This window comes from Micromonospora inaquosa, from assembly GCF_003857055.1.
In the GTDB taxonomy this organism is placed as follows: Bacteria; Actinomycetota; Actinomycetes; order Mycobacteriales; family Micromonosporaceae; genus Micromonospora; species Micromonospora inaquosa.
In genome coordinates, this window is sequence record NZ_QGSZ01000118.1 from 1 (window position 1) to 26,661 (window position 26,661).

Genomic DNA, 26,661 nt, shown 5'->3' on the forward strand with positions numbered 1-26,661 from the left:
GGTGACCAGCAGCGGGCTGGGGTTCCCCGGCAGCAGCCCGGCCACCGACCGGGACGCGGTGCCCAGGGCGAGGTAGAGACCGGCCCAGGCGGCCGCGCCGAGTGCCGCGCAGCCGAGAAATCGACGGTACGACATCCGCAGTCCGCCGGCGGCCAGTGGCAGCAGGGCGTTGAAGACGGGCAGGAACGGCGCGACGACCATCATCCGACCGCCGCCGCGGCGCAGGATTCCTTCCGCCGCAGTCCAACGGGGCTCGCCGATCCAGCCGCCGATACGGCTGTGGCGCAGCCGGTCGGAGTAGCGACGGCCGATGAGGAAGCTCAGGGACCAGCCGGCCAGGCAGCCGACCAGCACCGCGGTGAAGGTGGCCAGCCCGGTGCTCGGGCGGCCGACCCCGACGGCGGCGAGAATCGCGACGTCGCCGGGGATGAGGACACCCAGCAGGGGTACGGCGTCGAAGAGCATGACGAGCCCGAGTGCACCCATCAGCAGCAGAACCGGTAGTTCTCCGATCTGGGCCAGCCATTGCGTCATGCGTCGACGCTATGGCCGCCGCGCCACTTCGGACATCGGGTCGCAGCCCCCAGTGACCCCTGGTATCCGCCTCGGGGTCGCCCCTGAGTCGGGGTCCGCCTCAGTCGGGGCGCAGCACCTGCACGTGGCGTAGCGACGAGTCGACTGAGGGCTCGGTGGTGGGCACCGGGTAGTCGGCCAGCACGGTCAGGCGGTCCGCCGGTAGGTGTCCGCGGCCCGGGTCGCCGACCAGCACGTCGGCGCCGGTGGCGGCGGCCCGTTGCAGGAAGGGCAGCATCCGGTCGGCCATCGCACGGTCGTAGAAGACGTCCCCGGCGACCACCAGGTCGACCTTCGGTTCGGTGCTGTCGAGCAGGTCGTCCCCGGTGGATTCGACGGCGACGTGGTTGGCTCGCGCGTTGAGGGTGACGGCGGCGACGGCGTACGGGTCGATGTCGTTGGCGATCACCTCTGCGGCGCCGGCGAGCGCGGCGGCGATGGCCACCAGCCCGGATCCGGCGGCGAGGTCGAGCACCCGACGGCCGGCGACCAACTCCGGGTGGTCCAGGAGGTGGCGGGCCAGGGCTTGCCCTCCGGCCCAGGCGGACGCCCAGTACGGCGCCGGCAGCGCGTGCCCGGCGGTGGCCTCCATCCGGGCCCACCAGACGATCGCGTCCTCGGCCAGGTGCAACCGCACCTCGGGGACGAACGGGGTGGGCGTCAACCGGAGCCGGTCCAGACCGGTACCGGGCGTGCCGATTTCGCGTTCCAACTCGGTCAGCGCGTTGGCTGCGGCACCTCTCATCGGCGCAAGCATGCCCCAGCGACGGTCGATCGGGGCGGGTTTCGCATGCCGCCGCGCAGAGTTCACCCGAGTTCAGTCGAAGACCTACGGCACTTCGGCCAGCGGATCGGGGTTTTGCCCGTTACTGTCGAACAGGTACGGGCGATCATCGGCCAGAGGCCGAGGGTCAGCCGCTTTGAACAGGGAGAGATGCATGGCAACCGGCACGGTTAAGTGGTTCAACTCGGAAAAGGGCTTCGGCTTCATCGAGCAGGACGGTGGAGGGCCGGACGTGTTCGTCCACTACTCCGCCATCGCGACGAGCGGCTACCGGGAGCTCAACGAGGGCCAGAAGGTCGAGTTCGAGGTGACCCAGGGGCAGAAGGGTCCGCAGGCGGACAACGTCCGCCCGATGTAGCTCCGTGCCGGTGACGGCGGCCGGTCTCCGGCCGCCGTCGCAGCGCACTCAAGACGCCGCCGGGGCGGCGGGCAGGTCCCGCCGCCTCCGGATTGGCCCGACCAACAGAATCAACGGGGTGAACGCCAGCCAGGCGGTCATCCCGACAATTGCCGTCTCGACGCCGTAACGTGCGCCGATCGCGCCGGCCAGCACGGCTGCCAGCGGGATCGTGCCGTAGTTGAGCAGGTGCATACTGACCGTCACTCTGCCCAGCAGGTGGTGCGGTGTGTAGGTCTGCCGGAAGGCGCCCTTGACCACGTTGCCGATGGCCACCCCGAGGCCGATCAGCAGACCGCCGAGGGCTGGCCAGGCCAGCCCGACACCGGGTGCGGCGAGCGGGATGAGCAGCGCGGGTGGGCCGGTGAGCGCCGCCCCGATCAGCAGCGCCCGCGCGGTGCCGCAGCGCCGGGCCAACGTGGTGGCGAACAACGCGCCGATGATCCCGCCGGCGCTCATCACTCCGACGAGCCCGCCCACCAGCCCCGGCTCGAGACGCAGTTCGCGGACCAGGAAGACCACCAGGACGGCCTGGTAGCCGGTCAGCCCGATGTTGCTGGCCGCGCCGAAGACCGTGAGCACCCGCAGGTACGGGTCCCGGATGACGAAGCGCAGCCCTTCGGTGATGTCCCGGCGCAGCGATCGGGACCGCTCCGACCGGCGTACCCGGGGTTCGCGGGTGCGGATGCGCAGGAGGAACACCGCGGAGAGCAGGAACGTGAGCGCGTCGAGCAGCAGCGCGGCGACGGCACCGATGAGTTGGGCGATCAGGCCGGCGAGGCCGGGGCCGACGACGTAGCTCACGGTCTGGGTCGCCTGGAGCTTGGCGTTGCCCTCCGGCAGTTGCCCGGGTCGCAGCAGCACCGGCAGGTAGACCTGGTCGGCGGTTTCGAAGAAGACCCGCGCGGTGCCCGCGCCGAGGGCGACCACCAGCAGTTGTGCGACGGTGAGCCGGCCCAGCAGGGCGGCCAGCGGCACGCTGAGGAAGGCCGCCGCGCAGAGCAGGTCGCAGACCACCATCACCGGTCGGCGGGGCAGCCGGTCGACCCACGCGCCGGCCGGCAGGCCGATCAGCAACCAGGGCAGCCAGGCCGCAGCGGTGAGCACCGCCACCTGGAAGGTGCCGGCGTCGAGGACGGCGACCGCGACCAGGGGCAGCGCGACAGTGGTGACGTTGCTGCCGACGCTGCTGACCGCCTGGCCGGCCCAGAGCAGCCGGAAGTCGCGGTGCCGCAGCAGCCCTCCGGTGGGCCGTACGTCGGTGGGGTCGCTGCGGGTGGCGGTGGTCACGGCTGGGCCGGTACGCCGTGGACGAACACGAAGACGGTTCTGCGGTCGGCGTCGTCGTCGGGCAGGTCCCGGTTGGCCCAGCGGCCGAGGACGTCGATCACCTCGCGGCTGAGCTCGGCCAACTCATCGGGTGTGAGGCGCAGCCAGTGGTCGGTGGAGAAGGGCGCGTCGTTCCAGCTGGCCTGGGTGGCCTCGTCGGCGGCGTGCCAGGCCCGGGCCAGGGCGACGTGCCGGTCCAGGTTGAGCGAGGTGGCGGCGTCGGCGACCGCACGGGACGCCGGGTCGGTGTCGAAGTCGGTGTTGGACCAGCGCAGCCCCCGGGTGACCAGGCGCCACCACCGCTCGCGTCGGTCCCGGGCCAACTCGGGTGCCTCGGTGACCAGCTCCGCGGCGGCGAGGACCTTGAGGTGGTGGCTGACGTTCGCGGGGGCCTGGTCGGTGCGCTCGGCGAGCAGCCCGACGGTGGAGGGCCCGTGGACCTTGAGCACGTCCATCAGCCGGCGGCGCAGCGGGTGGGACATGGCGGCCAGCACCCGGGAGTCGGTGATCTGTCGTACGTCGGGGCTTTCCATGACCACAGCGTGACATCCGCAACAGATATTGCACAAGGACTCTTGCTCAACACCTGTTGCGGAGTGCGCCGAGAGGGGCGGCCCGGCGGCGACGGGCCGCCCCTCGCTCAGGCGACCAGCCGGCGGGCCAACTCGTCGGCGACCTGCTTGGCCATGTTCGCCGGGATCGCTGCGGCGATCTTCTCCGGCGTCAGCGAGGCCAGCACGCCCTGGACGATCGCCGGCTCGTCGGTGAAGTCCCGGCTGGACAGCGCGGTCAGCGCCGTCTGCAACGCGCTGATCTGGGCGCCGAGCGACTTCAGCGTCGGGTGCACCGAGGTGAAGTTCGGGACGGTGGCATCCTCACCCATCGCCATCCGGGTGTAGATCTGCCCGACCGGGTTGCGGCCATCCAGCACGGTGAGGTTCTTGTGGACGGTGGCCAGCCAGTTGTGCTCTTCGGGGGTCATGTCGTCGTCCTCCAGGAGTCCGATGGAGCTGAGGTAGCGGCGGAACAGGGGCCGCTGGTCGCGGCCCGCCTTGATGGCGTCGCGGAAGAAGCTGATGTGGGTGTGCCAGCGGTGTGAGCTGTCGCCGGTGGTGCGCTTGTTGAGGCGATCCCACCGCTTCACCGTGGTGCCGTCGGGGCTGTAGATGATCTCCCGGATGTCCCGGGTGTCGGCCGCGTTCGCGGCGCACTGAGCGACGCACCAGACCGAGAAGCTGGCCAGGGTGTTCGTCCGGCCGCCGGAGCGGACATTGAACTGGCCGACGTCCAGCGCCGACGCGTCGAGGGTCAACCCGGCCCGGTCACGGGGCGACTCGACCACCGAGTAGTCGCCGGACACCACCCGGTCCGATCCGCAGTGGTAGCCGCCCCGGTGGGCCGGGTCGCCGACGATGCCGACCTCGCCCGGGTCCAGATCGTCTGGTCCTGGAGCGTTGTCGAGGTGAGTGAGAAGCAGGCTTCGGACGGCCAGAAGGTTAGCCGGGGCCCGAGTCATGAGGTCCCCCTTTCCGAGAGGCGAGGACCGGGCACGACGTCACACCGCGTACGCGGTGCTGGGCTTCGGGCGAGCCCGGCCTACTGGTGCACGGCGCCGGGCGTTGACTCAACCATAGCCCGCGTTTCCGGCAAACGACCAGCTCAGGAGGGGTCTGTTCAGATTGGAGGTGGCGAGGGGGCAGAGTGGACGATCGGCAGGAGCAGCGCCGAGGGGTGCTCCGGGTCATGCAGAATCTGCCGCCAACCAGCACGCAGCGTGACTGCCGCGCCGAGGGGTTCCCCGGTGCCGGGGTTGCGGGCCCACCGTGGATGGGCGCCGCCGGTGACCTGCACCCGCAGTCGGTGCCCGGCGGCGAACCGATACGCGGTCGGCCACAGCGGCACCGGAACCCGCAGCGTCCCGGAAGGATCGGCCGGGAAGCGCTCGGGGGTGACCCGCACCAGACCGTCGCACACGTTCCACGAACGACCCTTGCGGTCCACGTCGCACAGTCGAACGAAGACGTCCAGGTAGGGCAGATCGCTGCGCAGGTAGATCTCGGCACGCATCGGACCGATCACCTCGACCGGGCCGGTCAGCGGGGCGCTGGTGTAGGTCAGCACGTCGGGGCGGGCCTCGACCCGCCGGTTGTCCACCGGGCCGGCCCGCTGGGCGACGAGCAGTGGCCCGCCCAGCGACGGGGTGGGGTCGGCGGGGTCGTAGCGGAACCGGTCCGCTGTCGACGCGACCGGTGGGCAGGTCGACAGCTCGCCGCCGGGTTGCAGGTGCCAGGCGGTCTCGACCGCCGGTGGTGGCCAGTCCGGCAGGTCCCGCCAACCGCCGCCGGCACCGCTGACGTGCAGCCGGACGGGCGCCACGGCGGGCTGCGCCGGTTCGCGCGGTCGAGGCGCTTCCGGCAGGTGCTCGTCGAGCCAGGCCAACCCCTCGCGCAGTGCCGCCACGAACAGTCCGGGGCTGCCGTGCGTCCACGGGCCGATCACCAGGCGCGGCGGTGCGCCGGCGGCCCGCAGCACGGCGTGATCGTCGAGCTGGGCGGGCAGGAAGATGTCGTGCCAACCGGTGACCATGACCACCGGCGCCCGCACCTTCGCGACGTGGTCGGCGAAGACCCGGGTCCGCCAGTACGCGGCCTGCGGGGTGTGGTGACGCAGCCACTCCTGGAAGAACGGGATGGTCACCCCGGTGGCCACCCGGTCGGCGTCGGCCAGGGGAAGGTGCTGCAGCGCGGCGGCCAGCCGAGGTTGCCCACGCTTGAGTTCCCACTGCCGGGCCAGCCACGGGACGGTCTGCGCGTGCAGCAGCTCCGCCCAGGTCAGCACGGTGTCCAGGGCGAAGGACTCCCCCGCGTACGTCGAGTCCCGGGTGGCCGAGGCGGTCACCACCGCGACCATCGCGTGCAACTCCTCGCCGGCGTCGGCGGCCAACGCCCACTGCGCGAAGCCCTGGTAGCTGACTCCGAACATGCCGAGTTGGCCAGACCACCAGGGTTGGCGACGTAGCCAGTCCAGGGTGTCCACGCCGTCGTCGCGCTCGTGCACCAGCGGGGCGAACGTCCCACCGGAGCCGCCGGTGCCCCGGCACGACTGGATCACCGCGTGTCGGCCCCGCGCGGCGAGTAGTCGACCGAGCAGCCGCAGCGGGCCGCCCCGCCCGTAGGGGGTGCGGATCAGCACTGTCGGCGCGCCGCGGACACCCGGCGCGTAGTGATCGGTGCGCAGCACCACACCGTCGCGGGTGCGCACCGGGAGGTCACGGGTGACCCGCACCGGGCCGAGGCGGGTCGGTGGCAGGCGCAGCGCCGCGCTGGCGAGGCGGGTGACGAGCCGGTGCGGCACCGGTCAGCCCGTCGGGCGGCGGGGCGACTCGGGTCGGGCGGCGCGCACCGCGTCCCGGTGCGTACGCAGCGACTCGCTCATCTCCACCATGAACCGGTGCACCACCGCCAGCTCGTCCTCGTTGAAGCGGTCCATGACCGTGTCGGTGCGTGCGCCCAGCGGCCGGAAGAACTCCCTGGCCAGGGTCATGCCCTGGTCGGCATAGTGCAGCAGCACCTTGCGCCGGTCGACGGTGTCGCGGTCGCGGCGGATGTGGCCGACCCGCTCCAGCCGGTCGATCAGGGCGGTCACCGAGCCGGACGAGAGGTTGAGCTGCTCACCGAGACGGCCAGGCGTGATCGGGTCACCGAGCAGTTCCGCGTCCATCACCGCGAGCAGGGCGTTGAGGTCGGTCGGGTTGAGGCCGTGCAGATTGGCGAAGGCGTGGCTCACCTGCTGGGCGTCCACCGCGTACCGCCGCAGGTTGTTGGTGATCTCCGCGACCAGCTGTTCGCGGTGCGTCTCGCGCCGCCGGTACATGCCGTGAGTCGCCACCTGGTGCCGTTTCTCCCCGTCGTCGGTTCTCGGGTTGCAGCATAGAACAGCCGCCGATAATCTCGATTTTCGAGATACTTGGCGTTCAAAATAATTTGGGGTCACCTGATGTCCGTCTTCAGCAGAGTCGCTCGCGGCCGGTTGGCCGCCTGGCTGACCGTGGCCGCCGCGATCGTCGTCGGCGCGGCGGTCTTCGGGCTACCCCAGCCGGACAACCCGGCACCGGTCTCCGGCAGCGGCCTGTCCCTGCAGTGGCAGTCGACCCAGGTGGAGCGGTTGCAGGACCAGCTCCCGTCCAGCGAGGTCCAGCCGGCCATCGTGGTGGTCAGTCGCGGCGACGGCGCCGCGCTGAGCGAGGCCGACCGGGGTGCCCTCACCGCCCGCTCCGGCGACCTGGGCGGCCTCGCGGTGGGCGGGCAGGTCAGCCCACCCCAGGTCTCCCCGGACGGCACTGTGGCGCTGGTCGCCGTGCCGCTCAGCACCGCCGGCGGTCAGGACGAGGTCATCGAGCAGGTCGACCGGGTACGCGCCGCACTGGCGGACCTGCCCGACGGGCTGACCGTCGAGGTGACCGGCGCCCCGGCCTTCACCGCCGACCTGTCCTCGGTGTTCGACGGCGCCGACATCACCCTGCTCGCGGTGACCGCCGCCGTGGTGGCGCTGCTCCTGCTGATCACCTACCGCAGCCCGTTCCTGTGGATCGTGCCGCTGGTCGTGGTCGCCGCGACCGAGCAGCTCACCCTGCGCGCGGTGGACGTCATCGTGCCGGGCGTCGGCATCAACCTCCAGCAGGGTCAGGTCACCGGCATCGCCAGCGTGCTGGTCTTCGGTGCCGCCACCGACTACGCGCTGCTGCTCATCGCCCGCTACCGGGAGGAGTTGCGCCGCGAGGAGGACCGGTTCGCGGCGATGCGCGCCGCGTTGCGCCGCACCGCGGAGCCCATCCTCGCCAGCGGCAGCACCGTCGTGCTCGGCGTCCTCACGCTGCTGCTCAGCGAACAGGAAACCAACCGGGCGCTGGCGGTGGCCTGCGCCACCGGTGTGGTCTTCGCCATGCTCTCGGCCCTGTTCGTGCTCCCCGCCGTGCTGGTCCTCTTCGGTCGCGGCCTGTTCTGGCCGTTCGTCCCCCGCGTCGGCGGCCCGGTCCGCGAGGGTCGGCTCTGGGGCCGACTCGGCGCCAGCGTGCAACGCCGCCCGGTGGTGGTCGCGACGCTGGCCACAGTGCTGCTCGGCGGCCTGGCACTCGGTGGGCTCGGCATCCGTACCGGCCTGTCCGAGACCGAACAGTTCCGGGCCGAACCCGAGGCGGTGACCGGGGCGCAGACCCTGGCCCGGGCCTTCCCCGCCGGCAGCACCCAACCCGTCGCGGTGATCACCACCCCGGCGGCGGTGCGGGCGGTCACCGAGGCCGCCAGCGCGGTACCCGGTGTCGCCTCGGCGCGGCCCGGCGACGCCGGCGCTGCCGTCGCCCAGGTCGACGTGGTCCTCGACGCCGAACCCGGCACCACCACCTCGGACCGGACGATCGAGGCGCTACGCGAGGCCGTCGCCGCCGTTCCCGGCTCCGCGCCACCGGCCCCTGCCGGCGCCGACACCCCGTCCGGGGCGATCGTCGGTGGCTCCGTGGCCGCCACCTACGACTCCGACGAGGCCAACGACCGGGACCTACGACTCATCCTGCCGATCATCCTGCTGCTGGTCGGCGGCGTGCTCGTGCTCCTGCTGCGTGGCCTGCTCGCGCCGTTGCTGCTGGTACTCACCGTGATCGCGTCGTTCTTCGCCAGCCTCGGCGCGGCCTGGCTGCTCTTCGACCACGTGCTGGGCTTCCCCGCCCTGGACAGCGGTGTGCTGCTGCTCGCCTTCGTGTTCCTGGTGGCACTGGGGGTGGACTACAACATCTTCCTGGTCACCAGGGCCCGTGAGGACGCCCGCAGCGCCGGCACCCGCGCCGGGATGCTCTCCGCCCTGCGGGTCACCGGCGGTGTGATCACCAGCGCCGGCGTGCTGCTCGCCGCGGTCTTCGCCGTGCTCGGCGTGCTGCCGCTGATCACCCTGACCCAGATCGGCATCATCGTCTGCATCGGTGTCCTGCTCGACACCCTGCTGGTCCGCACGGTCCTGGTGCCGGCGCTGGCGTTCCTGCTCGGCGACCGCTTCTGGTGGCCGGGTCGGATCACGCGCGAAACGGTGGAGGCCAGCCCGCGCTCACCCGAACCGGTCGCCGCGCACGACTGACCGACGCGTCGGGGCCGTGCCGATTCCGTCCCGGCCCCGACGTGTCAGTACTTCAGGCAGACGCACTCGCTCATCAACGCCCGCACGTTGCGCACGTACGACGGGTTGGGAATGGCCAGCGGCTTCCCCTCCTGCGCCACCGCACCGTGCCCGAAGTTGTACGCGGCGATGACCGCGTTGAGCAGGCAGGAATTCAGCTCGCTGGTGCACAGGGCCGGGTCGAGATCGTAGACGGACTCGAAGTACATGTCGCCGATGTACTTCGTCGCCCAGGCCAGGTAGGTGGCGCCGAGGTAGGCGTTGTCCCGGTAGGCGTCGATCTTGTAGCTCTTCTCGAACCGCTGGTTCATCCAGCTCGCGGTGGCCGGCATCACCTGCAACAGCCCGACCCCACCGTCGCAGGCGTAGATGTTGGACTGCCAGCCGCTCTCCTGCCAGGCGGTGGCCTTGAGCAGGATGAGCGGGATCTCGATGTCCGGCGCCGAGACCGGCCAGTACTGGCGGTTGGCCGCGTCGGTCAGCGCCGCCTTCACCTCGGCCCGCGACGCCTGGGTGCCCTTGTAGGTCGGCTTGCAGGACGTCGGCGCCGGCTTCGGTGGCGCCGGCGGAACGTCGGTCTCGGTGGGCGGCTTCGCCACCGCACGCGGCTTCGGTGCCCGGGTCGGCTTCTTCGTCGGCTTCGGGGTCGGGGTCGCACTACGACTCGGCGCGGCGCCCATCGACTCCACGGCGCTCAGCGACGGGCTCGGCTCCGCGCTGACCTCGTCGGACGGGGCATCCGTCGACACCTCGGTGCCGGCGACCGGCGCGGCCAGGTTCGCTGGGCTCTCCCCCTCGGCGGCGCAGCCGACCAACGCGCCCGCCAGCAGGAACACGGCGAGCGCCGCGCCGCCCAGCCGTTTGGTCCGTCGAACCATGCCGTTGCCTCCCCCGGTGTGATCGTCGCCGCACCCTAACAAGGCTCGGCCGGTCGGCGGTGCCCCTGCGCCGGCCGCCGGGACTGGTCCACCGGTGGCTGATGCTCCCCCACCGCCCGGTCCCGGGTGGCCCAGGCGACCATGAACACCACCGTCCAGAGCACCCCGAGAAGCACCGCCGCCGCGGTCCCGCTCGCCGTGTCCAGGCCAAGGTAGAGCCGCGCCCCGCCGATCCCGAGCACCCCCGCAGCGGCGGCGGTCCAGGCGGCCACGGCCACCGGCCAGCGGGCGCTGCGCGACACCAGCCAGGCCAGGGTGCAGAAGCTCGCCGCGACCACGGCGCTCTGGGTGGAGAGCGGGGCGACCTCACTGCCACCCGGAGCGCCCCCGTCCGGGCCGGTCAGCTCGGCCACCACGGCCAGCACCACCAGCGGCACGAACGCGCCGACGGTGCCGACCACGCTGAGCAGATCGGCCCGCCAGGGCCGGTTGCGCCACGCCAGCACCGCAGCCACCAGCGCCACCAACAGGATCAACACCGACCCGCGCACCACCGACACCACGACCAGGGTGGCGTCGGCGGCGTCCGGGGTACGCCGGGCGGCGAACCACCCCGCGATGGCGCCGTCCAGCGCGGCGAGCCCACTGTTGCGGACCGCCACCGCGAGCAGACCGGCGATGGCCAGCCCGGCGGCGAAGAGCAGCAGCAGCCCGGCGGCCAGGTTGAGCAGCAGCGTCCAGGCCGGGCCGATCCGCATGGCCACCAGGAAGAACAGCACCCCGTAGCGGGCGGTGAGCCACCGCACCGGGGGCAGCGCGCCCGCCCGGGACAGCAGCGCCCGCACCGGGTCGGGGTTACGACCCAGCCACCGGCCGACGAGCACCACACCCAGCAGACCGGCCAGCAGCAGGAACGCCACCCCGGTGGCCTGGCCGAGCAGCCGGGAGACCGTGTCGTACGACTCACCGGCGAGATGACCGAGCAGCACCGAGCCGCCCACCCAGGTCATCACCCCGGCCAGGTTCCACAGCGCGAACCGCCGGTACGGCATCCCGGCCGCACCGGCCAGCCGAGGCACCAGGGTGCGGGCGAAAGCCACCCACCGGGCGGCGAACACCCCACGCCCACCGAGGCGGGCGAGCATGGCGTCGGCGCGGGCCCACCGTCCGGGCCCGACCCGGTGACCCAGCCCGGCGCGCAGCCGAGGGCCGTACCGCCGTCCGGCGCGAAAGGCCAGCCCATCGCCGAGGACCGCCGCGACGATCATCACGAGCAACGCCGGCCCGAGCCGCAAGGTACCGTTGTAGGTGAGGAAGCCGACGAGCAGCAGGGTAGCCTCACCCGGCACGAGCAGGCCGAAGATCACCGCGGTCTCGCCCGCCACGATCAGCGCGGCGACCAGGTAGATCCACAGGGTGGGCAGACCTTGCACCCAGGTCAGCAGGTCGTGCACTCAGGCCCCCGGGACACGGGAGCCAGCATGCCAGCCGGGCGAACCACCGGCACAGCGGTTTCACCATAGATCAGGGGCACCTGGGGGTGACCCCGACGCAGCCTGCGCGAGCGCAGGCGGAAGGATAGAGGGTATGCAGCTTCGCACCGACCTCCGCAACGTCGCCATCATCGCTCACGTCGACCACGGTAAGACCACCCTGGTCGACGCCATGTTGCGGCAGGCCGGCGCGTACGGCGCCCGCGGCGAGAACACCGAGCGGGTGATGGACTCGGGAGACCTGGAGCGGGAAAAGGGCATCACGATCCTGGCCAAGAACACCGGCGTGCGTTACCTGCCGGCGGACGGCTCCGACCCGGTCACCATCAACATCATCGACACCCCGGGCCACGCCGACTTCGGCGGCGAGGTGGAGCGCGGCCTGACCATGGTCGACGGTGTGGTGCTGCTCGTCGACGCCAGCGAGGGCCCGCTGCCGCAGACCCGCTTCGTGCTGCGCAAGGCGCTGCGGGCCCGGATGCCCATCATCCTGGTGATCAACAAGGTGGACCGTCCGGACGCCCGGATCAAGGAGGTCGTGGACGACACCTACGAGCTCTTCCTCGACCTGGACGCCGACGAGGAGCAGATCGACTTCCCGATCGTCTACGCGTGCGCCCGCGACGGCATCGCCTCGCTGACCCAGCCCGCCGACGGCTCGGTGCCGGACGACAGCACCTCCCTGGAGCCGCTGTTCCGCACCCTGCTGGACACCATCCCCGCACCCGCCTTCGAGGACGACGCGCCGTTGCAGGCGCACGTCACCAACCTCGACGCCTCACCGTTCCTCGGCCGACTGGCGCTGTGCCGGGTCCGCCAGGGCACCATCAGCAAGGGTCAGACGGTGGCCTGGTGCCGCACCGACGGCAGCACCCAGCGGGTCCGCATCTCCGAGATGCTGATGACCGAGGGCCTGGAGCGTAAGCCGGCCGAGACCGCCGGCCCGGGCGACATCATCGCCGTCGCCGGCATCCCGGAGATCATGATCGGTGAGACGCTGGCCGACGTCGAGAACCCTGTTCCGCTGCCGCTGATCACCGTCGACGAGCCGGCCATCTCGATGACCATCGGCACCAACACCTCGCCGCTGGTCGGCCGGGTCAAGGGCTCCAAGGTCACCGCGCGGATGGTGAAGGACCGGCTCGACAAGGAGCTGATCGGCAACGTGTCGCTGCGGGTCCTGCCCACCGAGCGGCCGGACGCCTGGGAGGTGCAGGGCCGCGGCGAGCTGGCGCTGGCCATCCTGGTCGAGCAGATGCGCCGGGAGAGCTACGAGCTGACCGTCGGCAAGCCGCAGGTGGTCACCAAGGAGATCGACGGCAAGACCTGCGAGCCGGTCGAGCGGCTGACCATCGACGCGCCGGAGGAATACCTGGGCGCGATCACCCAGCTCCTCGCCACCCGCAAGGGCCGGATGGAGCAGTTGGTCAACCACGGCACCGGCTGGATCCGGATGGAGTGGCTGGTCCCGGCGCGCGGCCTGATCGGCTTCCGCACCGAGTTCCTCACCGACACCCGGGGCACCGGCATCCTGCACCACGTCTTCGAGTCGTACGAGCCGTGGTTCGGCGAGCTGCGCACCCGCAACAACGGTTCGCTGGTCGCCGACCGGGCCGGCGCGGTCACCGCCTTCGCGATGATCAACCTCCAGGAGCGCGGCCAGCTCTTCGTCGACCCCACCACCGAGGTGTACGAGGGCATGATCGTCGGGGAGAACTCCCGCTCCGACGACATGGACGTCAACATCACCAAGGAGAAGAAGCTCACCAACATGCGGGCGTCGACCTCCGACGAGACGGAGAAGCTGATCCCGCCGCGCAAGCTCTCCCTGGAGCAGGCCCTGGAGTTCTGCCGCGAGGACGAGTGCGTCGAGGTCACCCCGACCGCGGTGCGCATCCGCAAGGTGGTGCTCGACCAGCAGCAGCGGGGCCGCGCCGCCGCCCGCCGCAAGCACGCCGGCTGACCCACCAGCACCCGACACCGGGCGCGCCGACCGCTTGCGGCCGGCGCGCCCGTCCGCTTTCCCGCGACGGGTAGGCGAGCCCGCCCCATCCGTGATCCGCTACGGTCACCGGCATGACCTGGGATGATCTCGACGCCCACCTGGATCGGGTGCCCGGCACCGTCTCCGCGTACGTGGGGCGGCTCGACGCCCCGCCGACCTGGACCCGCCACCCGAACGCCGCCCACTACGCGGCGAGCACCATGAAGGTGGCGGTGCTCGCCGCGCTGCACCGCGCCGCCGAAGCCGGCACCCTGGACCTGGACGCCCCGGTCCCGGTCGTCAACGACTTCGACTCCGCCCAGCCCGGCGCACCCCGCTTCGCCTGCGCGCAGCACTACGACAACGACGACGCGGTCTGGGACCGGGTCGGCGGCAGCGCGTCCCTGCGCTGGCTGGCCGACCGGATGATCGTGCGTTCCAGCAACCTCGCCACCAACCTCGTCCTCGGGCACGTCGGGCTGCCCGCGGTCGCCGAGGTCTGGGCGCTCGCCGGTGCCCGCACCAGCGTCACCGGCCGCGGCATCGAGGACTTCGCCGCCCGCGAGGCCGGCATCACCAACACGGTCACCGCCGCCGACCTGGCCGCCCTGCTCGGCGCGCTGGCCACCGGGGCCGACACCCCCGGCAAACTCGCCGCACCGGCCGCCTGCGCCGCCATGTTGGACGTCCTCCTCGCCCAGGAACACCGCGAGGACCTCGCCGCCGGCCTTCCCGACGGGACCCGCATCGCGCACAAGAACGGTTGGGTGAACGGCGTCCGCCACGGCGCCGGAGTGGTCCTGCCCGACGACGCCCCGCCGTACCTGATCGCCGTCTGCACCACCACCGACCTGGCCGACGGCGACCAGGTGGAGGACGACGCCTGCCTGCTGCTCGCGCACATCTCCGCGCAGGTCTGGGCCGCCCGCCACCAACTCTGACGCCACAGCCCCGGCGGCGAGGCCTGCGCCGGGATCGACGCCCGCCGACTCCGGCTAGGCTGCTCGCACCCCCACCCCGGAGCCGCCGATGCCCCGCAGCCGCACCCTGCTGATCGCCTTCCTCGTCGTGACGGCGGCGAACCTGCTGGCCAACGCCACCGGCGGCGGCCTGGCCCTCCTGCTCACCAAGCCGCTGCTGATGCCGCTGCTGGCCGCGTACCTCTGGCGGGCCAGCGCCGAACGCGCGGCCCGACCGGACCGGCTGCTGCTCGCCGCGCTGGCCTTCGCCACCGGCGGCGACGTCGCCCTCATGATCGACGGGACCGGCTGGTTCCTCGCCGGCATGGCCTGCTTCCTCGGCACGCATCTCTGCTACCTCGCGGCCTTCACCCGCCACGGCGCCGCGACCGCGCTGCGCCGCACGCCGCTGGTCGCCGTCCCCCTGGGGTACGCGGTGCTGAGCGTCGTCGCCCTGACCTGGATGTGGAGCGGGCTGACCGACGTCGGGCTGGCGCTGCCGGTGGCCGGGTACGCGCTCGCGCTGGCCGCCATGGCCAGCGCCGCCACCACCCAGGGCTGGCGCGTCGGTCTCGGCGCCGCGCTGTTCCTCGGCTCCGACCTGCTGATCGCCGCCGGGGTGGCCGAGGTGGCCCAGCCACCCGGCGCGCCGGTGCTGGTCATGGCGACCTATGCCGCCGGCCAGGCGCTGATCGTCACCGGTTGGGTCGCCCGCGCCGGGACACCGCCCGGCACACCGGTCATTCCAGCAGGTGCGCCCGCAACGCGTTGAGGTCGGAGTCGGTGAGCCCCAGCCCGTCGCGCAGGTACGCGTCGAACGAGCCGTGCACCCGACGCACCTCGGCGTAACCGGCGTCGAGGTACTCGGCGCGGACCTCCAGCACGGGCAGCACCGCGTCCACGTCCAGCTCGGGATTTCGCCGTCGCATCGCCTCGACGATCACCGCCCGCAGGCTGTCGGTCAGCTCGTTGTTGCGCAGGTAGTCGGCGCGGATCGCCGCCTCGTCCACTCCGAGCGCCGTCAACAGGATGACGGTGAGCCAACCGGTGCGGTCCTTGCCCGCCGAGCAGTGGTAGACCAGCGGCAGGTTCTCCGGCTGGGCCGCCAGGCGCACCGCCTCGGCGAAACCGACCCGCGCCGACTCACCCGTGACGAACCAGCGGTAGATCGCCGCCATCGCCCCCGCCGTGCCCTGCCGGGCCAGCTCCGCGTACGCGTCCAGGTCGTGACCGAGCAGCACCGCCGAGACGTACGTGAAGACCGGGTGCTCCGGATCGTGCACCGGAAGGCGCACCACCCGTGGCTCACCGGCGAACCGATCCGCCGGGGCGACATCGATCTCCGTACTGTCCCGCAGATCCAGCACGCACGCCGGCCCCAGCTTCGCCAGCACCGGTAGGTCCTCGTCGGTCAGCCGACCCAGCGCCGGAGTGCGGATCAACTGGCCGACGCGGACCCGCCGCCCGTCCGCGCCGACGAGCCCGCCCAGGTCACGCGCGTTCGGTGCACCCACCAGCTCCCAGCCCTGCCCAGCCATCCGGTCTCCCCTCCCAAGGTGAACCTCCGTATAGGGTGCCTCACATGACGATCTCGGCGGTACGCACCCACCGGGTTTCCGCCCCCTTACACACCCCGTTCGTCACCGCGCTGCGCCGTACCACCACAGTGGACACCCTGGTCGTCGAACTCGTCGACAGTGACGGCCGGTCCGGCTTCGGCGAGGCGCCCCAGGTGTGGCAGGTCACCGGCGCGTCGGTCGCCGGCTCGGAGGCGTGCGTACGTGAGTTGCTCGGCCCACGGCTGATCGGCCGTGACCCGGACGACCTGGTGGCCCGGTGCGCCGAGGTGCAGCGCGCGGTGGTCGGTAACGAGGCCGCGAAGACGGCGGTGGACGTCGCCCTGCACGACCTCGCAGCGCGGCGGTTGGGCGTACCTCTGGTGCGGTTGCTCGGAGGCACCTCGCTGCGGGTCCCGACGGACGTCACGCTGGCGGCGGGCGACGCGGTGGACCTGGCGGCTGCGGCCCGGCAGCGGCGGGCCGACGGCTTCGGTGTGCTCAAGTTGAAGGTCGGCACCGACGCGGCCGGTGACCTGGATCGGGTGCGAGCAGTACGGGCGGCCGTCGGCCCCGGCACCCGGATCCGGTTGGACGCCAACCAGGGCTGGACGCCCCGGGAGGCGGTTCGGGTGATCCGTGGCATCGAGGATGCGGGGCTCGACGTGGAGCTGGTCGAGCAGCCGGTGGTCCGCTGGGACCTGGATGGGTTGGCCTGGGTCAGTGACCGGGTGTCCGTGCCGATCCTGGCTGACGAGGCGGTCTTCGGGGTCCGTGACCTGGTGGAGGTGATCCGCCGCCGGGCCGCCGACCTGGTCAACGTCAAGCTGGCCAAGTGCGGCGGGCTGCACCCGGCTCGCACCCTCCTGGACCTGGCCACCGCCCATGGGCTCGGCACGGTGGTCGGCTCGATGATGGAGAGTCAGGTCGGCATCGGGGCGGCGGCGAGTCTGGTCGCCGCGTACGGCACCACGGCGGTCGCCGACCTGGACGCCGCCTGGTGGCTGGCCTGGTCGCCGGTGCAGGGCGGCATTCGCTACGACGGCGCGACAGTGGTGTTGCCGGATGCCCCTGGCCTGGGCATCTCCGGCCTAACTGAAGCAAAAGTGCAGGCTCATAGTTGATGGTTGGTGGTTTCTTTCATAGGGTTCCCCCTGGACAGCCGACACGATCTGGGAGTTGACGTGGAGCTGCAACCGGGCCACGAGGCCCTCGTCCGGGTCGCCGTGGCGACGCTGTGGACCTCCCCCGAGGCAGTCCGCCCGGTCGACCGCCCAGCGCTGACCGCCGGCGCCGACATCCTGACCTGGGTTTCCGGACTGGACTCCGATCAGCAGGTCGGCGACTGCGTGCTGAGCCAACTCCTGCTCGGCGAGCGGGTCCTCGTCAGCGAGCTGCGCCCGGACGGCTGGGCCCGGGTCGTCGCCGTCGAACAACCGGCGGCCAAGCTGGACCCCCGCGGCTACCCGGGCTGGCTCCCCACCGACCAACTGACCACGCTCGACCCGGCCCACACCAGCACCGATCCCCCACTGGTGGTCGACGCCACCGTCACCGGGCTGCGCACCGCCCCGAACGGGCCGGTGGCGCTGCCCGGCGTCGTCGTCGGCACCCGCCTCGTCCCGGTCGGCCCCGCAGTCGACGACTGGCGGCCGGTGCACGTCCCCGGCCGGGCCACGCCACTCTGGCTGCCCGACGGCCACCTGGTCCCGGCGTCGGCCGCGTCGCCGGCCGCCGAGCAGGCGCTCGCTGTGGCACAGCGACTGCTGGACGTGGCGTACATCTGGGGCGGTCTCTCCGCGCACGGCATCGACTGCTCGGGGCTGGTGCATCTGGCCTGGCGGCGGTTCGGGGTGCTGCTGCCCCGCGACGCCGACGACCAGGCCGCCGCCACCACCCCGGTGCCGCTGGGCGCGGAACGCCCCGGCGATCTCTACTTCTTCGCCCGACCCGGCCGCAAGATCCACCACATCGGCATCGTCACCGCCACGCCCGGCGATGACGGCCAGCGCCGGATGCTGCACGCCTGCTACCGACGGCGGCGGGTCATCGAGGAACCACTGCCGGCCGACCGGGTCGCCACGCTGGTGGGCGCGCACCGGGTCTGACCGGCCGGGCGCGTTCCCGCACCCGGCCGGCGCCGGTCAGCGTCGGGCGTCGGCCAACTCGCGACGCCGGTCCCGGGAGGACTTGATCAGGCTGGCGGCGGTGGCCGCGCCCAAGGTGCCGATGATGACCAGCAGCGACAGCCAGATCGGGATGTGCGGCGCCCAACCGACGTGCTCACCACCGTTGATGAACGGCAGGTTGTTGTCGGCCAACGCCTCCAGCACCAGCTTGACCCCGATGAAGCCGAGCACGACGGCCAGGCCGTAGCTCAGGTAGATCAGCCGGTCGAGCAGGCCACCCAGCAGGAAGTAGAGCTGGCGGAGGCCCATCAGCGCGAAGACGTTCGCGGTGAAGACCAGGTACGGCTCCTGGGTGATACCGAAGATCGCCGGGATCGAGTCCAGCGCGAAGATCAGGTCAGTGGTGCCGATCGCGATCATCACGATCAGCATCGGGGTGAACAGCCGCCGGCCGGCCACGTGGGTGGTGAGCTTCGCGCCGTCGTATTCCTTCGAGATCGGCAGGGCCTTACGGCTCCACCGGATCAGCACGTTCTCGGAGAACTCGTCCTCGTCCGGCTCGCCCTGCCGGGCCAGGTTCACCGCCGTGTAGATCAGGAACGCGCCGAAGATGTAGAAGACCCAGGAGAACTCCGAGATCAGCGCCGCACCCGCGGCGATGAACCCGCCCCGCATCACCAGCGCCAGCACGATACCGACGAGCAGCACCTTCTGCTGGTACTGCCGAGGCACCCCGAAGCGGGCCATGATGATCACGAAGACGAAGAGGTTGTCCACCGAGAGGCTGTACTCGGTGAGCCAGCCGGTGTAGAACTGTCCGGCCGCGCTGGCCCCGGAGGCCAGCCAAACCCCCGCGCCGAAGATCAGGGCAAGCCCCACGTAGAAGGCGACCCAGAGGCTCGACTCCCGCACACTCGGCTCGTGCGGGCGCCGACCGATGATCAACAGGTCGACGAGCAGGACCGCAGTCAGTGCGACAAGCGTCCCCGCCCACACCAATCCGGACACGTCCAACGTTCATTCCTCCGGCAGACACGCGGCGTCGGGCACACCGTACGCCCCCGCGAGGGCCGGTGTGCCGCTGTCGCTCACTCTGGTGACTGTCGGAGGTCTCTTCCGCCGCCGCCCCGGCGAACGGGGCGGCGACCTACGGGGCCGGGTCGGGCCGCCGTGGATCCGGCGATCGACCGTGCTGACGACTCCGTTGCGGGGGAATACTCCCCTCCTCGGTGACCATTGTTGCCCACCACGCCCCGTGATCACACCCCGGGCATGCGGTGGCGCGGGCCACCCGTTCGACGCGTCACATCGGCTACGGCTTCCTAGGAGGCTAGTGCAGATCGGGTGCCTCGATCGGGTCGGCGAGCGACCAGCCCGCCGCGAGCAGGTCGTCGCAGGCCCGCACCGCCCGCGCCAACCGCTCGGCGTGCGACCCGGTCAACTCCACCACCGGCACCCCACGCCCCGCCAACTCGGCCCGGAACCGCCCGGTCATCCAGGCCCGCAGGTGCTCACCGTCGCGCAACCCGTCATCGGTGAACGGCACGTCCCGGTGATCCGTCAGCAGATACAGCGCCGGCCGGCGGGCCGCCGCCCACACCTGCTCCGACGCGCTGCCCAGGTAGCGTTCCTCCCACACCGCCGTCGCCCGCGCGTCGGTGTCGCAGACCAGCAGCGGCCCGCTGGTCCGGGCCGCCGCGTCCTCCGCCGCCTGCTGCTCGCGGACCACAGCGCGGAAGTCGTCCCGGTCCCAGGTGACGTCGAAGACCGTCGCCTCCGGCGTTCGTTCGCGCAACCGGGCCAGCTTGCGGGCGGTCAACTCCCGGCCGTACTCCGGCACCCAGGACGTGCCGTAGTGCTCAGCGAGCGCCCCCGCCATCGTCGTGGTGCCTGTCGACTCCGCCCCGACCACCACCACCCGCCGGACGAACCACGCCCGCACGGACGGACTCAGCCATCGCCAGTGACCCGCCGGATCCGCGCGCACGGCCGTCCCGGACACCGGCACGGCCCGCCGATCCGGATCCACCGACACGGGTACGGCGTCGAAGCGCCGGGCCAGCTCAGCGCCGTACGCCTCGGAGGAGAAGACGGTGTCCACCCGCCCCGACCCGACCGCCTCGCGGAACACCGCGCAGTGCGCGTCCCAGACGGCCGGATCGGCGTAGTCCACCGGGTGGTCGTCGTACCGGCCGACGAACCGGACCCACGGCGTGTCGGCGTGGACCTCCCGCAGCCAGTCGAGGCGCAGCGAGAGCGGGACGGACTCCCGACGCGAGGGCGCCACGACGACGGTGACCTCCGCGCACCGGGCGGCGGCGGTCCGGATCAACGCGTGGTGCCCGGCGTGCGGCGGATAGAACTTGCCCACCACCATGCCGTGGCCGAACTCCGCTGCGGCCGGGCTCGCCGGCACGCGTGGCGCCGGCGCGCGGCCGGCCGTCTCCGCGCTCACGCGGTGACCGGGGCCGGGCCGGGCGGGACCCTGCTCGGCCGGTCGGCCCGACGCAGATCGGCCCGCCAGGCCCGCAACCCGAGGACGCACAGGGCGAGGAAGACCAGATAGAGGACGGCGGTCAGGTGCAGCCCCTTGTACGCGTACAACGGGATGTAGATCAGGTCGGCGGCGATCCAGAGCCACCAGCTCTCCACTCGCTTGCGGGTCTGCCCGTACGTGGCCAGCAGGGACAGCGCCGTGGTCAACGCGTCCGGCAGCGGCACCGTCGAGTCGGTGGCCCGGTCCAACAGCACCCAGAGCACGCCGGTGAGCAGCACCCCCGCGACGGCCAGCGCCAGCCACTCCCGCCGGCCCGTCCGGCTCACCGTGAGCCGGCTACGCCGCTCGCCACCGAACAGCCAGTGCCACCAGCCGTAGCAGCCGAGCGCGACGTAGACGACCTGGAGCCCCGCGTCGGCGTACAGCCCGGCGGTCCAGAACAGCAGCATGAGCAGCAGCACGTTGGCGATGCCGATCGGCCAGTTGGCGATCCGCTGCCGAGCCACCAGCCACACGTTGAGCACACCGGTCGCGAACCCCAGCAGCTCCGCCCAGGTGGTGCCCGTACCGGCCACCCGAAACGCGGTGCCGGTGAGCCAGTCAATGATCACCAAGCCACCCTAGGGTCGTCGTGGACGCCGGAACAGACCCCGCGACACCATCAGCCCCGATCGCCGTGGGAGGCTGTCCGACATGGTGCTTGAGGTCGCGTTGATCGACGTACTGCCCGGACACGAGGACGCGTTCGCCGCCGCGTACGCCGAGGGTCACCCGGTGCTCGCCGGGGCGACCGGCTGCCGGTCGGTGCGGATGACCCGAGGAATCGAGTCGCCGACCCGCTTCGTGCTGCTCGTCGAATGGGACTCGGTCGAGGCGCACGAGGAGAACTTCCGGGCCACCGAGCGGTTCGAGCGGTGGCGGGCGCTGATCGGGCCGCACTTCGCGGGGCCACCGGTGGTCGAACACTTCCTCGACGTACCGGCCTGAGCCGGTCTGTCGTACCCCGCGGTTATCGTGCCGGGCGCACGCGCCGGCCGCCGGTCCCGACGGGCTCGGGGGCGCCGGGCCCGGTGGCCGCGCGGCGCGTCACCGTCGGCACCCTCGACGGTTACTCGCCGACGCGGCGGGCCAACAGGGTGACGGTCTCCTCCGGTGACAGGGCCGCGGCCAGCAGCGCCTCGGTCATCCGCTCGTAGCGGTCGACGTCGAGCACTGTGGCCAACCGGACGTCGGTGGTCAGCGCTTCAAGCATCACCGTCCGCGGGTCCGCCGGGTCGGGGAAGGCATAGCAGGAATACGGTGTCAGCGGGTGCAGCCCGCCACCCGCCACCCCGCGTGGCAGCAGTCGTACCGTGACGTGGGACAGCCCGGTCACCGCGACCAGATGCCGCAGCTGCTCCCGCCAGACCGCCACCGGCAGGTCACCCTGATCGCAGACGGCCTCGGCAAGCACCGCCGTGTAGCGCGGCGGGTAGGCCCGCCGCAGCACCTCCTGGCGTAGCGCCCGGGCGCGCACCTCGGCCTCGACGTCGACCTCCGGCGTGAGCTGCGCACCGGCCGCGACCAGCACCCGGGCGTACGCGGGCGTCTGGAGCAGCCCCGGCACCACCGACGGCTGGTACTCGACGATGTCGGCGGCACCCGCCTCCAACTCGGCGTAGGTGCGCTGCCGCTCGCCCATCTCGCCCAGCGTCTTCCACCAGCCTCGACTGGTCGCCGCGTCCCGGGCGATGACGATCAGCGCCTCCCGGGCGGGCGTCGGCACCTTGTAGACGTCCAGCAGATCGAGCACGTCGGCAAGGTCGGGGCGACTCTGGCCCAGCTCGATGCGGGACAGCTTCGACGTCGAGGCCCAGCCCAACCGGTCGCAGACCTGCTCCAGGGTCAGCGACTCGCGCCGACGGAGCTGGCGCAGTTCTGCGCCGAGACGTGCACGTCGAATGACAGGACTTGTTGGCAGCGGCATCCCGGCCTCCCCACCGAGGGAGACTACGCAGGACGATCACCCAGTGCAATAGCTCGCTCGCACACCGCAATCAGGGCATTCGGTGCCGCCAACCGGCCGGGCCGGTCCGCACGTACCGTTTCCGCAGGTCAGCAGCGGTTATGGCCGGCAAGACCGGAGCCCGGTGCGACTGGGCTCAGGGCCGGTACGTGCCGAAGGACCAGACGTTGCCGGCCAGGTCGCGCGCCGAGTAGTCACGGGAGCCGTAGTCGGTGTCGAACGGCTCGCGGATGATCTCGGCGCCGGCCGCCCGGGCCTTCGCGCAGTGCGCGTCGACGTCCGCAACGGCCACGTAGACCGACCAGTCGTCGTCGGCCGGCCGGGACCCGGCGTCGGCCCGACCGTCCAGCATGATCATGCCGGTGTCGAGGACCAGCTCGGCGTGCGCGACAGTGCCGTCCGGCGCCTCGTGCACGGCATGCACCTGGAAACCGAAGGCGGCGACGAGCCAGTCGATCGCGGCGCGAGGATCGGAGTAACGGAAGATCGGATAGATGGTTCGCATGACCCGATTCTGCGCCCGGCGGCGCGGATCCGGATTGGACGAATGCGACCTCGGCGGGTCGCCGTCGCGACCGCGGGTCAGCCGGCCGTCGTCATCGGGCGGCGAGCAACGCGGCGGGCGTCGCCCCCGCGAACTGGTGGAAGTCCCGGATCAGGTGCGACTGGTCGTAGTAACCGCAGCCTGCCGCCACCGCGGCCCAGTCGACGGCCCGTCCGGCCGCGCCGACCTGGATCGACGCGGCGTGCGCCCGCTGGAAACGCAGCAGCCGGGCGGCCATCTTGGGCGGCAGCCCGACCTCCTGCCGGAACCGGGACGCGAGGTGCCGCCGGCTCCAGCCCAGCTCGTCGGCGAGCACACCGACGCTCCCCCGCCCACCGCCGGCGACCAGCCAGCGCCACGCCCACTCGAGCCGCGGATCCACCGGCGGGGACGCCACCAGCCGGGCCGCGAGCACCCTGTCGAGCACTGCGAACCGCTCCGGCCAGCCCGGGGCCTCGGCGAGCCGGTCGCGCAACCGATCCAGCCAACGACCCGGGAGCTGCCCGACGCCGACGGCCCGGTTGGTCAGCTCGTTCAGCGGCAGGCCGAGGAGCCGGCGGGCGGTCAGCGGGGCGAGCAGCAACTCGACACCCTCCCCCACGCCGACCGTGCGGGTGGTGCACCAACTGTCGAAGGTGCCGGCCACGAACGAGTCGACAGTGGTCACGCCCCGCTCCGCGCTGCGCGGATCGGTCACGTCCAGCGGAGCGCCCCACCCCAGGATCAGCACCACGAAGACGCCCGCCGGCTCCCGGCGCACCAGTGGCACGTCCGCCCGTTCCCGGTAGCCCACGTACCGGTCGACGAACGGACGCAGGCTGGCCTCGGGCAGCCCGAGGACCATCTCGTCACTTGGCGCCACCGCCGTCAACCGTGCCCGCCCTTCGCGTTTCCCCGGTCGGCCGTGCCCAAGCGCGAGGCCGGGCGTGGCCGACCGGGGGTCGTCACTTCACGCCGGCGGCATCCATGCCGCGCAGCTCCTTCTTCAAGTCGGAGACCTCGTCACGGATCCGGGCCGCCAACTCGAACTGCAGCTCGCGGGCGGCGGCCAACATCTGGTCGTTGAGCTCCTGGATGAGCTGGGCGAGATCGGCACGGGCCATGCCCTCCCGCGAGGTGGTGGTGGCGGCGGAGCGGCTCCGGCTGCGGGTCTCCTTGACCGGCGCCTTGCCCCGGGAGAGCTGACGCACCGCACCCCCGACCCGAGAGTTCTCGGTGTCCTCCGCCTCGCGGTAGATGTCGTCCAGGATGTCGTGGATCTTCTTGCGCAGCGGCTCCGGGCTGATGCCGTGCGCCTCGTTGTGCGCGATCTGCTTGGCCCGCCGCCGATCGGTCTCGTCGATCGCCGCCGCCATCGACGGGGTGATCTTGTCGGCGTACATGTGCACCTGACCGGAGACGTTACGGGCGGCTCGCCCGATGGTCTGGATCAGCGACCTGCCGCTGCGCAGGAAGCCCTCCTTGTCAGCGTCGAGAATCGCCACCAGCGACACCTCGGGCAGGTCCAGACCTTCGCGGAGCAGGTTGATGCCGACGAGCACGTCGTAGTCGCCCTTGCGCAGCTCACGCAGCAGCTCGACCCGGCGCAGCGTGTCGACCTCCGAGTGCAGGTAGCGCACCCGGATGCCGTTCTCCAGGAGGTAGTCGGACAGGTCCTCGGCCATCTTCTTGGTCAGCGTGGTGACCAGCACCCGCTCGTCCCGATCGGTCCGCAGCTTGATCTCGTGCATCAGGTCGTCGATCTGGCCCTTGGTCGGCTTGATCACGACCTCCGGGTCGACCAGGCCGGTGGGTCGGATGACCTGCTCGACGAACTCGCCCTGGGCCTGGTCCATCTCCCAGGTGCCGGGGGTCGCGGAGAGGAAGACCATCTGGCCGACCCGCTCCAGGAACTCGTCGAAGCGAAGCGGCCGGTTGTCGGCCGCGCTGGGCAGCCGGAAGCCGTGGTCGATGAGCATCCGCTTGCGCGACGCGTCGCCCTCGTACATGCCGCCGATCTGCGGGATGGTCACGTGCGACTCGTCGACCACCGTGAGGAAGTCGTCGGGGAAGTAGTCGAGCAGGCAGTGCGGCGGGCTGCCGGGCAGCCGCCCGTCCATGTGCATCGAGTAGTTCTCGATGCCGGAGCAGAAACCCACCTGCCGCATCATCTCGATGTCGTAGGTGGTGCGCATCCGCAGCCGCTGCGCCTCCAGCAGCTTGCCCTGCCGCTCCAGCTCGGCGAGCCGCTCGGCCAGCTCGACCTCGATGTCGCGGATCGCCCGCTCCATCCGCTCCGGGCCCGCCGCGTAGTGCGTGGCCGGGAAGATCACCAGCTGGTCGACCTCGCGGACCACGTCACCGGTCAACGGGTTGAGGTAGTAGAGCTTCTCCACCTCGTCACCGAAGAGCTCGATGCGGACGGCCAGCTCCTCGTACGCCGGGATGATCTCCAGGGTGTCGCCACGGACCCGGAAGGTGCCGCGCTGGAAGGCCATGTCGTTGCGGGTGTATTGAATGTCGACCAGCCGGCGCAGCAACTGGTCGCGGTCGAGCTCCTGGCCGACCTGCACCTTCACCGCCCGGTCGAGGTATTCCTCAGGGGTGCCCAGACCGTAGATCGCCGAGACGGTCGCCACCACGATCACGTCGCGGCGGGTGAGCAGCGACATCGTCGCCGAGTGCCGCAGCCGCTCCACCTCCTCGTTGATCGAGGAGTCCTTCTCGATGTAGGTGTCGGTCTGTGGGATGTAGGCCTCGGGCTGGTAGTAGTCGTAGTACGACACGAAGTATTCGACAGCGTTGTGCGGCAGCAGCTCGCTGAACTCCTTGGCCAACTGCGCACAGAGCGTCTTGTTCGGGGCGAGCACCAGAGTGGGGCGTTGCAGCCGCTCGATCAGCCACGCCGTGGTGGCGCTCTTGCCGGTGCCCGTCGCGCCGAGCAGCACGGTGTTGCGGTCGCCGCGCCGAACCCGACGCTCAAGATCGTCGATCGCGGCCGGTTGGTCGCCGGCCGGCTGAAACTCACTGACGACCTGGAAGCGGCTGTCGAGCCGGGGAATGTCGAGCGCCATGCCATCAAAGGTACGCCGGAGGTCCGACAGGAACGGCCGTCACGCCAGGTACGTGATCGGCTTCAATATTCCCATTGTGTGGCCCATGTCACCGGGACTACCCTCTTCCTGTAGGCCGCTCGCGGCGGCCGACCGGGCCGGTGGCCAGGCCAACATCACGGCCGGTCACCCCCGGCACTGCGGTCGCAGCACCCGGCTCGTCCGGCGTGCGCACCCGTGTGGTCGCGCTCGAGGCGCAGACCGGCCGCCGCGAGCGCCCCTGCTCGTCACCTCGGCGCCACCCCGCCCGTTTCATCTCCGTGGACACCTCCCCGACCC

General features: G+C 71.7%; 25 protein-coding genes. 8 read left to right on the forward strand and 17 right to left on the reverse strand.

Annotated elements, in window-relative coordinates; translation table 11 throughout:
- Positions 1–534: DedA family protein (locus DLJ59_RS02725; RefSeq protein ID WP_124770933.1), on the reverse strand; the 534-nt coding region annotated here is incomplete at its 3' end.
- 100 nt (positions 535–634) lie between these two features.
- Positions 635–1,318, reverse strand: coding sequence for a class I SAM-dependent methyltransferase (locus DLJ59_RS02730; protein WP_341869564.1), 684 nt, complete (start codon positions 1,316–1,318; stop codon positions 635–637).
- A 193-nt stretch (positions 1,319–1,511) separates the two neighbouring features.
- On the opposite strand from DLJ59_RS02730, the gene DLJ59_RS02735 reads away from it, so the two are divergent.
- Positions 1,512–1,715, forward strand: a complete 204-nt coding sequence (locus DLJ59_RS02735) for a cold-shock protein (protein WP_007072071.1) — start codon at positions 1,512–1,514, stop codon at positions 1,713–1,715.
- A 48-nt stretch (positions 1,716–1,763) separates the two neighbouring features.
- Here the strand turns inward: DLJ59_RS02735 and DLJ59_RS02740 are convergent, their stop codons facing one another.
- The 5 genes from DLJ59_RS02740 to DLJ59_RS02760 all read right to left on the reverse strand — a co-directional run bounded on the left by DLJ59_RS02740 (position 1,764) and on the right by DLJ59_RS02760 (position 6,956).
- A complete protein-coding gene (locus DLJ59_RS02740; RefSeq protein ID WP_124770935.1) occupies positions 1,764–3,044 on the reverse strand; it encodes an MFS transporter in 1,281 nt (426 codons plus the stop codon).
- Entirely contained in the window at positions 3,041–3,616 is a 576-nt protein-coding gene (locus tag DLJ59_RS02745) for an ArsR/SmtB family transcription factor (RefSeq protein WP_124770936.1), read from the reverse strand. Before DLJ59_RS02745 ends, DLJ59_RS02740 begins: the two co-directional genes overlap by 4 nt.
- Positions 3,617–3,723: 107 nt before the next feature.
- Positions 3,724–4,599 carry a hypothetical protein gene (locus tag DLJ59_RS02750; protein WP_124770937.1) on the reverse strand — a complete coding sequence of 292 codons (876 nt, stop codon included), beginning with the start codon at positions 4,597–4,599 and terminating at the stop codon, positions 3,724–3,726.
- 158 nt (positions 4,600–4,757) lie between these two features.
- On the reverse strand, positions 4,758–6,437 hold the full coding sequence (locus DLJ59_RS02755; protein ID WP_124770938.1) for a CocE/NonD family hydrolase: 1,680 nt from the start codon (positions 6,435–6,437) through the stop codon (positions 4,758–4,760).
- Positions 6,438–6,440: 3 nt separating this feature from the next.
- A complete protein-coding gene (locus DLJ59_RS02760) occupies positions 6,441–6,956 on the reverse strand; it encodes a MarR family winged helix-turn-helix transcriptional regulator (protein WP_124770954.1) in 516 nt (171 codons plus the stop codon).
- A gap of 123 nt (positions 6,957–7,079) precedes the next feature.
- Here DLJ59_RS02760 and DLJ59_RS02765 point away from each other — a divergent pair, with 123 nt between their 5' ends.
- Positions 7,080–9,206: an MMPL family transporter gene (locus tag DLJ59_RS02765; protein WP_124770939.1), complete on the forward strand. Its 2,127-nt coding sequence runs from the start codon at positions 7,080–7,082 to the stop codon at positions 9,204–9,206.
- Between the two features lie 44 nt (positions 9,207–9,250).
- Here the strand turns inward: DLJ59_RS02765 and DLJ59_RS02770 are convergent, their stop codons facing one another.
- Together DLJ59_RS02770 and DLJ59_RS02775 are read right to left on the reverse strand one after the other, a co-directional pair.
- Positions 9,251–10,123, reverse strand: coding sequence for a lytic transglycosylase domain-containing protein (locus DLJ59_RS02770; RefSeq protein WP_124770940.1), 873 nt, complete (start codon positions 10,121–10,123; stop codon positions 9,251–9,253).
- 35 nt (positions 10,124–10,158) lie between these two features.
- Positions 10,159–11,577 (reverse strand): DedA family protein, encoded by a 1,419-nt coding sequence (locus DLJ59_RS02775; RefSeq protein ID WP_124770941.1) that lies wholly within the window; start codon positions 11,575–11,577, stop codon positions 10,159–10,161.
- Positions 11,578–11,710: 133 nt separating this feature from the next.
- On the opposite strand from DLJ59_RS02775, the gene typA reads away from it, so the two are divergent.
- The 3 genes from typA to DLJ59_RS02790 all read left to right on the forward strand — a co-directional run bounded on the left by typA (position 11,711) and on the right by DLJ59_RS02790 (position 15,331).
- Positions 11,711–13,579: a translational GTPase TypA gene (gene typA, locus DLJ59_RS02780; RefSeq protein ID WP_124770942.1), complete on the forward strand. Its 1,869-nt coding sequence runs from the start codon at positions 11,711–11,713 to the stop codon at positions 13,577–13,579.
- A gap of 113 nt (positions 13,580–13,692) precedes the next feature.
- Positions 13,693–14,541, forward strand: coding sequence for a serine hydrolase (locus tag DLJ59_RS02785; RefSeq protein ID WP_124770943.1), 849 nt, complete (start codon positions 13,693–13,695; stop codon positions 14,539–14,541).
- Positions 14,542–14,629: 88 nt separating this feature from the next.
- Positions 14,630–15,331, forward strand: coding sequence for a lysoplasmalogenase (locus DLJ59_RS02790; protein ID WP_124770944.1), 702 nt, complete (start codon positions 14,630–14,632; stop codon positions 15,329–15,331).
- Here the strand turns inward: DLJ59_RS02790 and DLJ59_RS02795 are convergent.
- On the reverse strand, positions 15,300–16,097 hold the full coding sequence (locus tag DLJ59_RS02795; RefSeq protein ID WP_124770945.1) for a tyrosine-protein phosphatase: 798 nt from the start codon (positions 16,095–16,097) through the stop codon (positions 15,300–15,302). The two genes, DLJ59_RS02790 and DLJ59_RS02795, sit on opposite strands and share 32 nt — an antisense overlap.
- Before the next feature lie 44 nt (positions 16,098–16,141).
- Here DLJ59_RS02795 and DLJ59_RS02800 point away from each other — a divergent pair, with 44 nt between their 5' ends.
- On the forward strand, positions 16,142–17,239 hold the full coding sequence (locus tag DLJ59_RS02800) for a mandelate racemase/muconate lactonizing enzyme family protein (protein WP_124770946.1): 1,098 nt from the start codon (positions 16,142–16,144) through the stop codon (positions 17,237–17,239).
- 60 nt (positions 17,240–17,299) lie between these two features.
- The gene (locus tag DLJ59_RS02805) at positions 17,300–18,223 is read left to right on the forward strand and encodes a C40 family peptidase (RefSeq protein ID WP_124770947.1); all 924 of its coding nucleotides are present in this window, start codon (positions 17,300–17,302) and stop codon (positions 18,221–18,223) included.
- A gap of 36 nt (positions 18,224–18,259) precedes the next feature.
- Here DLJ59_RS02805 and DLJ59_RS02810 read toward each other — a convergent pair whose 3' ends face one another.
- The 3 genes from DLJ59_RS02810 to pnuC form a co-directional block, all read right to left on the reverse strand.
- Positions 18,260–19,258, reverse strand: a complete 999-nt coding sequence (locus DLJ59_RS02810) for a TerC family protein (RefSeq protein WP_124770948.1) — start codon at positions 19,256–19,258, stop codon at positions 18,260–18,262.
- A gap of 316 nt (positions 19,259–19,574) precedes the next feature.
- Complete coding sequence (locus DLJ59_RS02815) at positions 19,575–20,699, reverse strand: AAA family ATPase (protein ID WP_244235801.1); 1,125 nt, start codon at positions 20,697–20,699, stop codon at positions 19,575–19,577.
- Positions 20,696–21,352: a nicotinamide riboside transporter PnuC gene (pnuC, locus tag DLJ59_RS02820; RefSeq protein WP_124770949.1), complete on the reverse strand. Its 657-nt coding sequence runs from the start codon at positions 21,350–21,352 to the stop codon at positions 20,696–20,698. The genes DLJ59_RS02815 and pnuC overlap by 4 nt, the downstream gene beginning before the upstream one ends.
- An 82-nt stretch (positions 21,353–21,434) precedes the next feature.
- Between pnuC and DLJ59_RS02825 the strand changes: the two genes are divergently transcribed.
- The gene (locus tag DLJ59_RS02825; RefSeq protein ID WP_124770950.1) at positions 21,435–21,728 is read left to right on the forward strand and encodes an antibiotic biosynthesis monooxygenase family protein; all 294 of its coding nucleotides are present in this window, start codon (positions 21,435–21,437) and stop codon (positions 21,726–21,728) included.
- A 121-nt stretch (positions 21,729–21,849) separates the two neighbouring features.
- Here the strand turns inward: DLJ59_RS02825 and DLJ59_RS02830 are convergent, their stop codons facing one another.
- The 4 genes from DLJ59_RS02830 to uvrB all read right to left on the reverse strand — a co-directional run bounded on the left by DLJ59_RS02830 (position 21,850) and on the right by uvrB (position 26,343).
- The gene (locus DLJ59_RS02830; RefSeq protein ID WP_124770951.1) at positions 21,850–22,707 is read right to left on the reverse strand and encodes a helix-turn-helix domain-containing protein; all 858 of its coding nucleotides are present in this window, start codon (positions 22,705–22,707) and stop codon (positions 21,850–21,852) included.
- Positions 22,708–22,882: 175 nt separating this feature from the next.
- Positions 22,883–23,251 carry a VOC family protein gene (locus tag DLJ59_RS02835; protein ID WP_124770952.1) on the reverse strand — a complete coding sequence of 123 codons (369 nt, stop codon included), beginning with the start codon at positions 23,249–23,251 and terminating at the stop codon, positions 22,883–22,885.
- A 91-nt stretch (positions 23,252–23,342) separates the two neighbouring features.
- Positions 23,343–24,152 (reverse strand): AraC family transcriptional regulator, encoded by an 810-nt coding sequence (locus DLJ59_RS02840; protein WP_244235802.1) that lies wholly within the window; start codon positions 24,150–24,152, stop codon positions 23,343–23,345.
- Positions 24,153–24,234: 82 nt separating this feature from the next.
- Entirely contained in the window at positions 24,235–26,343 is a 2,109-nt protein-coding gene (uvrB, locus tag DLJ59_RS02845) for an excinuclease ABC subunit UvrB (protein ID WP_124770953.1), read from the reverse strand.
- Positions 26,344–26,661: the final 318 nt, after the last annotated feature.

Coding starts and splice junctions, on each gene's coding strand:
- DLJ59_RS02730 (WP_341869564.1), bottom strand. CDS start 1,318: ATGAGAGGTGCCGCAGCCAACGCGCTGACCGAGTTGGAACGCGAAATC.
- DLJ59_RS02790 (WP_124770944.1), top strand. CDS start 14,630: ATGCCCCGCAGCCGCACCCTGCTGATCGCCTTCCTCGTCGTGACGGCG.
- DLJ59_RS02750 (WP_124770937.1), bottom strand. CDS start 4,599: ATGACTCGGGCCCCGGCTAACCTTCTGGCCGTCCGAAGCCTGCTTCTC.
- DLJ59_RS02735 (WP_007072071.1), top strand. CDS start 1,512: ATGGCAACCGGCACGGTTAAGTGGTTCAACTCGGAAAAGGGCTTCGGC.
- DLJ59_RS02765 (WP_124770939.1), top strand. CDS start 7,080: ATGTCCGTCTTCAGCAGAGTCGCTCGCGGCCGGTTGGCCGCCTGGCTG.
- DLJ59_RS02770 (WP_124770940.1), bottom strand. CDS start 10,123: ATGGTTCGACGGACCAAACGGCTGGGCGGCGCGGCGCTCGCCGTGTTC.
- DLJ59_RS02785 (WP_124770943.1), top strand. CDS start 13,693: ATGACCTGGGATGATCTCGACGCCCACCTGGATCGGGTGCCCGGCACC.
- DLJ59_RS02830 (WP_124770951.1), bottom strand. CDS start 22,707: ATGCCGCTGCCAACAAGTCCTGTCATTCGACGTGCACGTCTCGGCGCA.
- DLJ59_RS02760 (WP_124770954.1), bottom strand. CDS start 6,956: ATGTACCGGCGGCGCGAGACGCACCGCGAACAGCTGGTCGCGGAGATC.
- typA (WP_124770942.1), top strand. CDS start 11,711: ATGCAGCTTCGCACCGACCTCCGCAACGTCGCCATCATCGCTCACGTC.
- DLJ59_RS02795 (WP_124770945.1), bottom strand. CDS start 16,097: ATGGCTGGGCAGGGCTGGGAGCTGGTGGGTGCACCGAACGCGCGTGAC.
- DLJ59_RS02745 (WP_124770936.1), bottom strand. CDS start 3,616: ATGGAAAGCCCCGACGTACGACAGATCACCGACTCCCGGGTGCTGGCC.
- DLJ59_RS02800 (WP_124770946.1), top strand. CDS start 16,142: ATGACGATCTCGGCGGTACGCACCCACCGGGTTTCCGCCCCCTTACAC.
- DLJ59_RS02825 (WP_124770950.1), top strand. CDS start 21,435: ATGGTGCTTGAGGTCGCGTTGATCGACGTACTGCCCGGACACGAGGAC.
- DLJ59_RS02835 (WP_124770952.1), bottom strand. CDS start 23,251: ATGCGAACCATCTATCCGATCTTCCGTTACTCCGATCCTCGCGCCGCG.
- uvrB (WP_124770953.1), bottom strand. CDS start 26,343: ATGGCGCTCGACATTCCCCGGCTCGACAGCCGCTTCCAGGTCGTCAGT.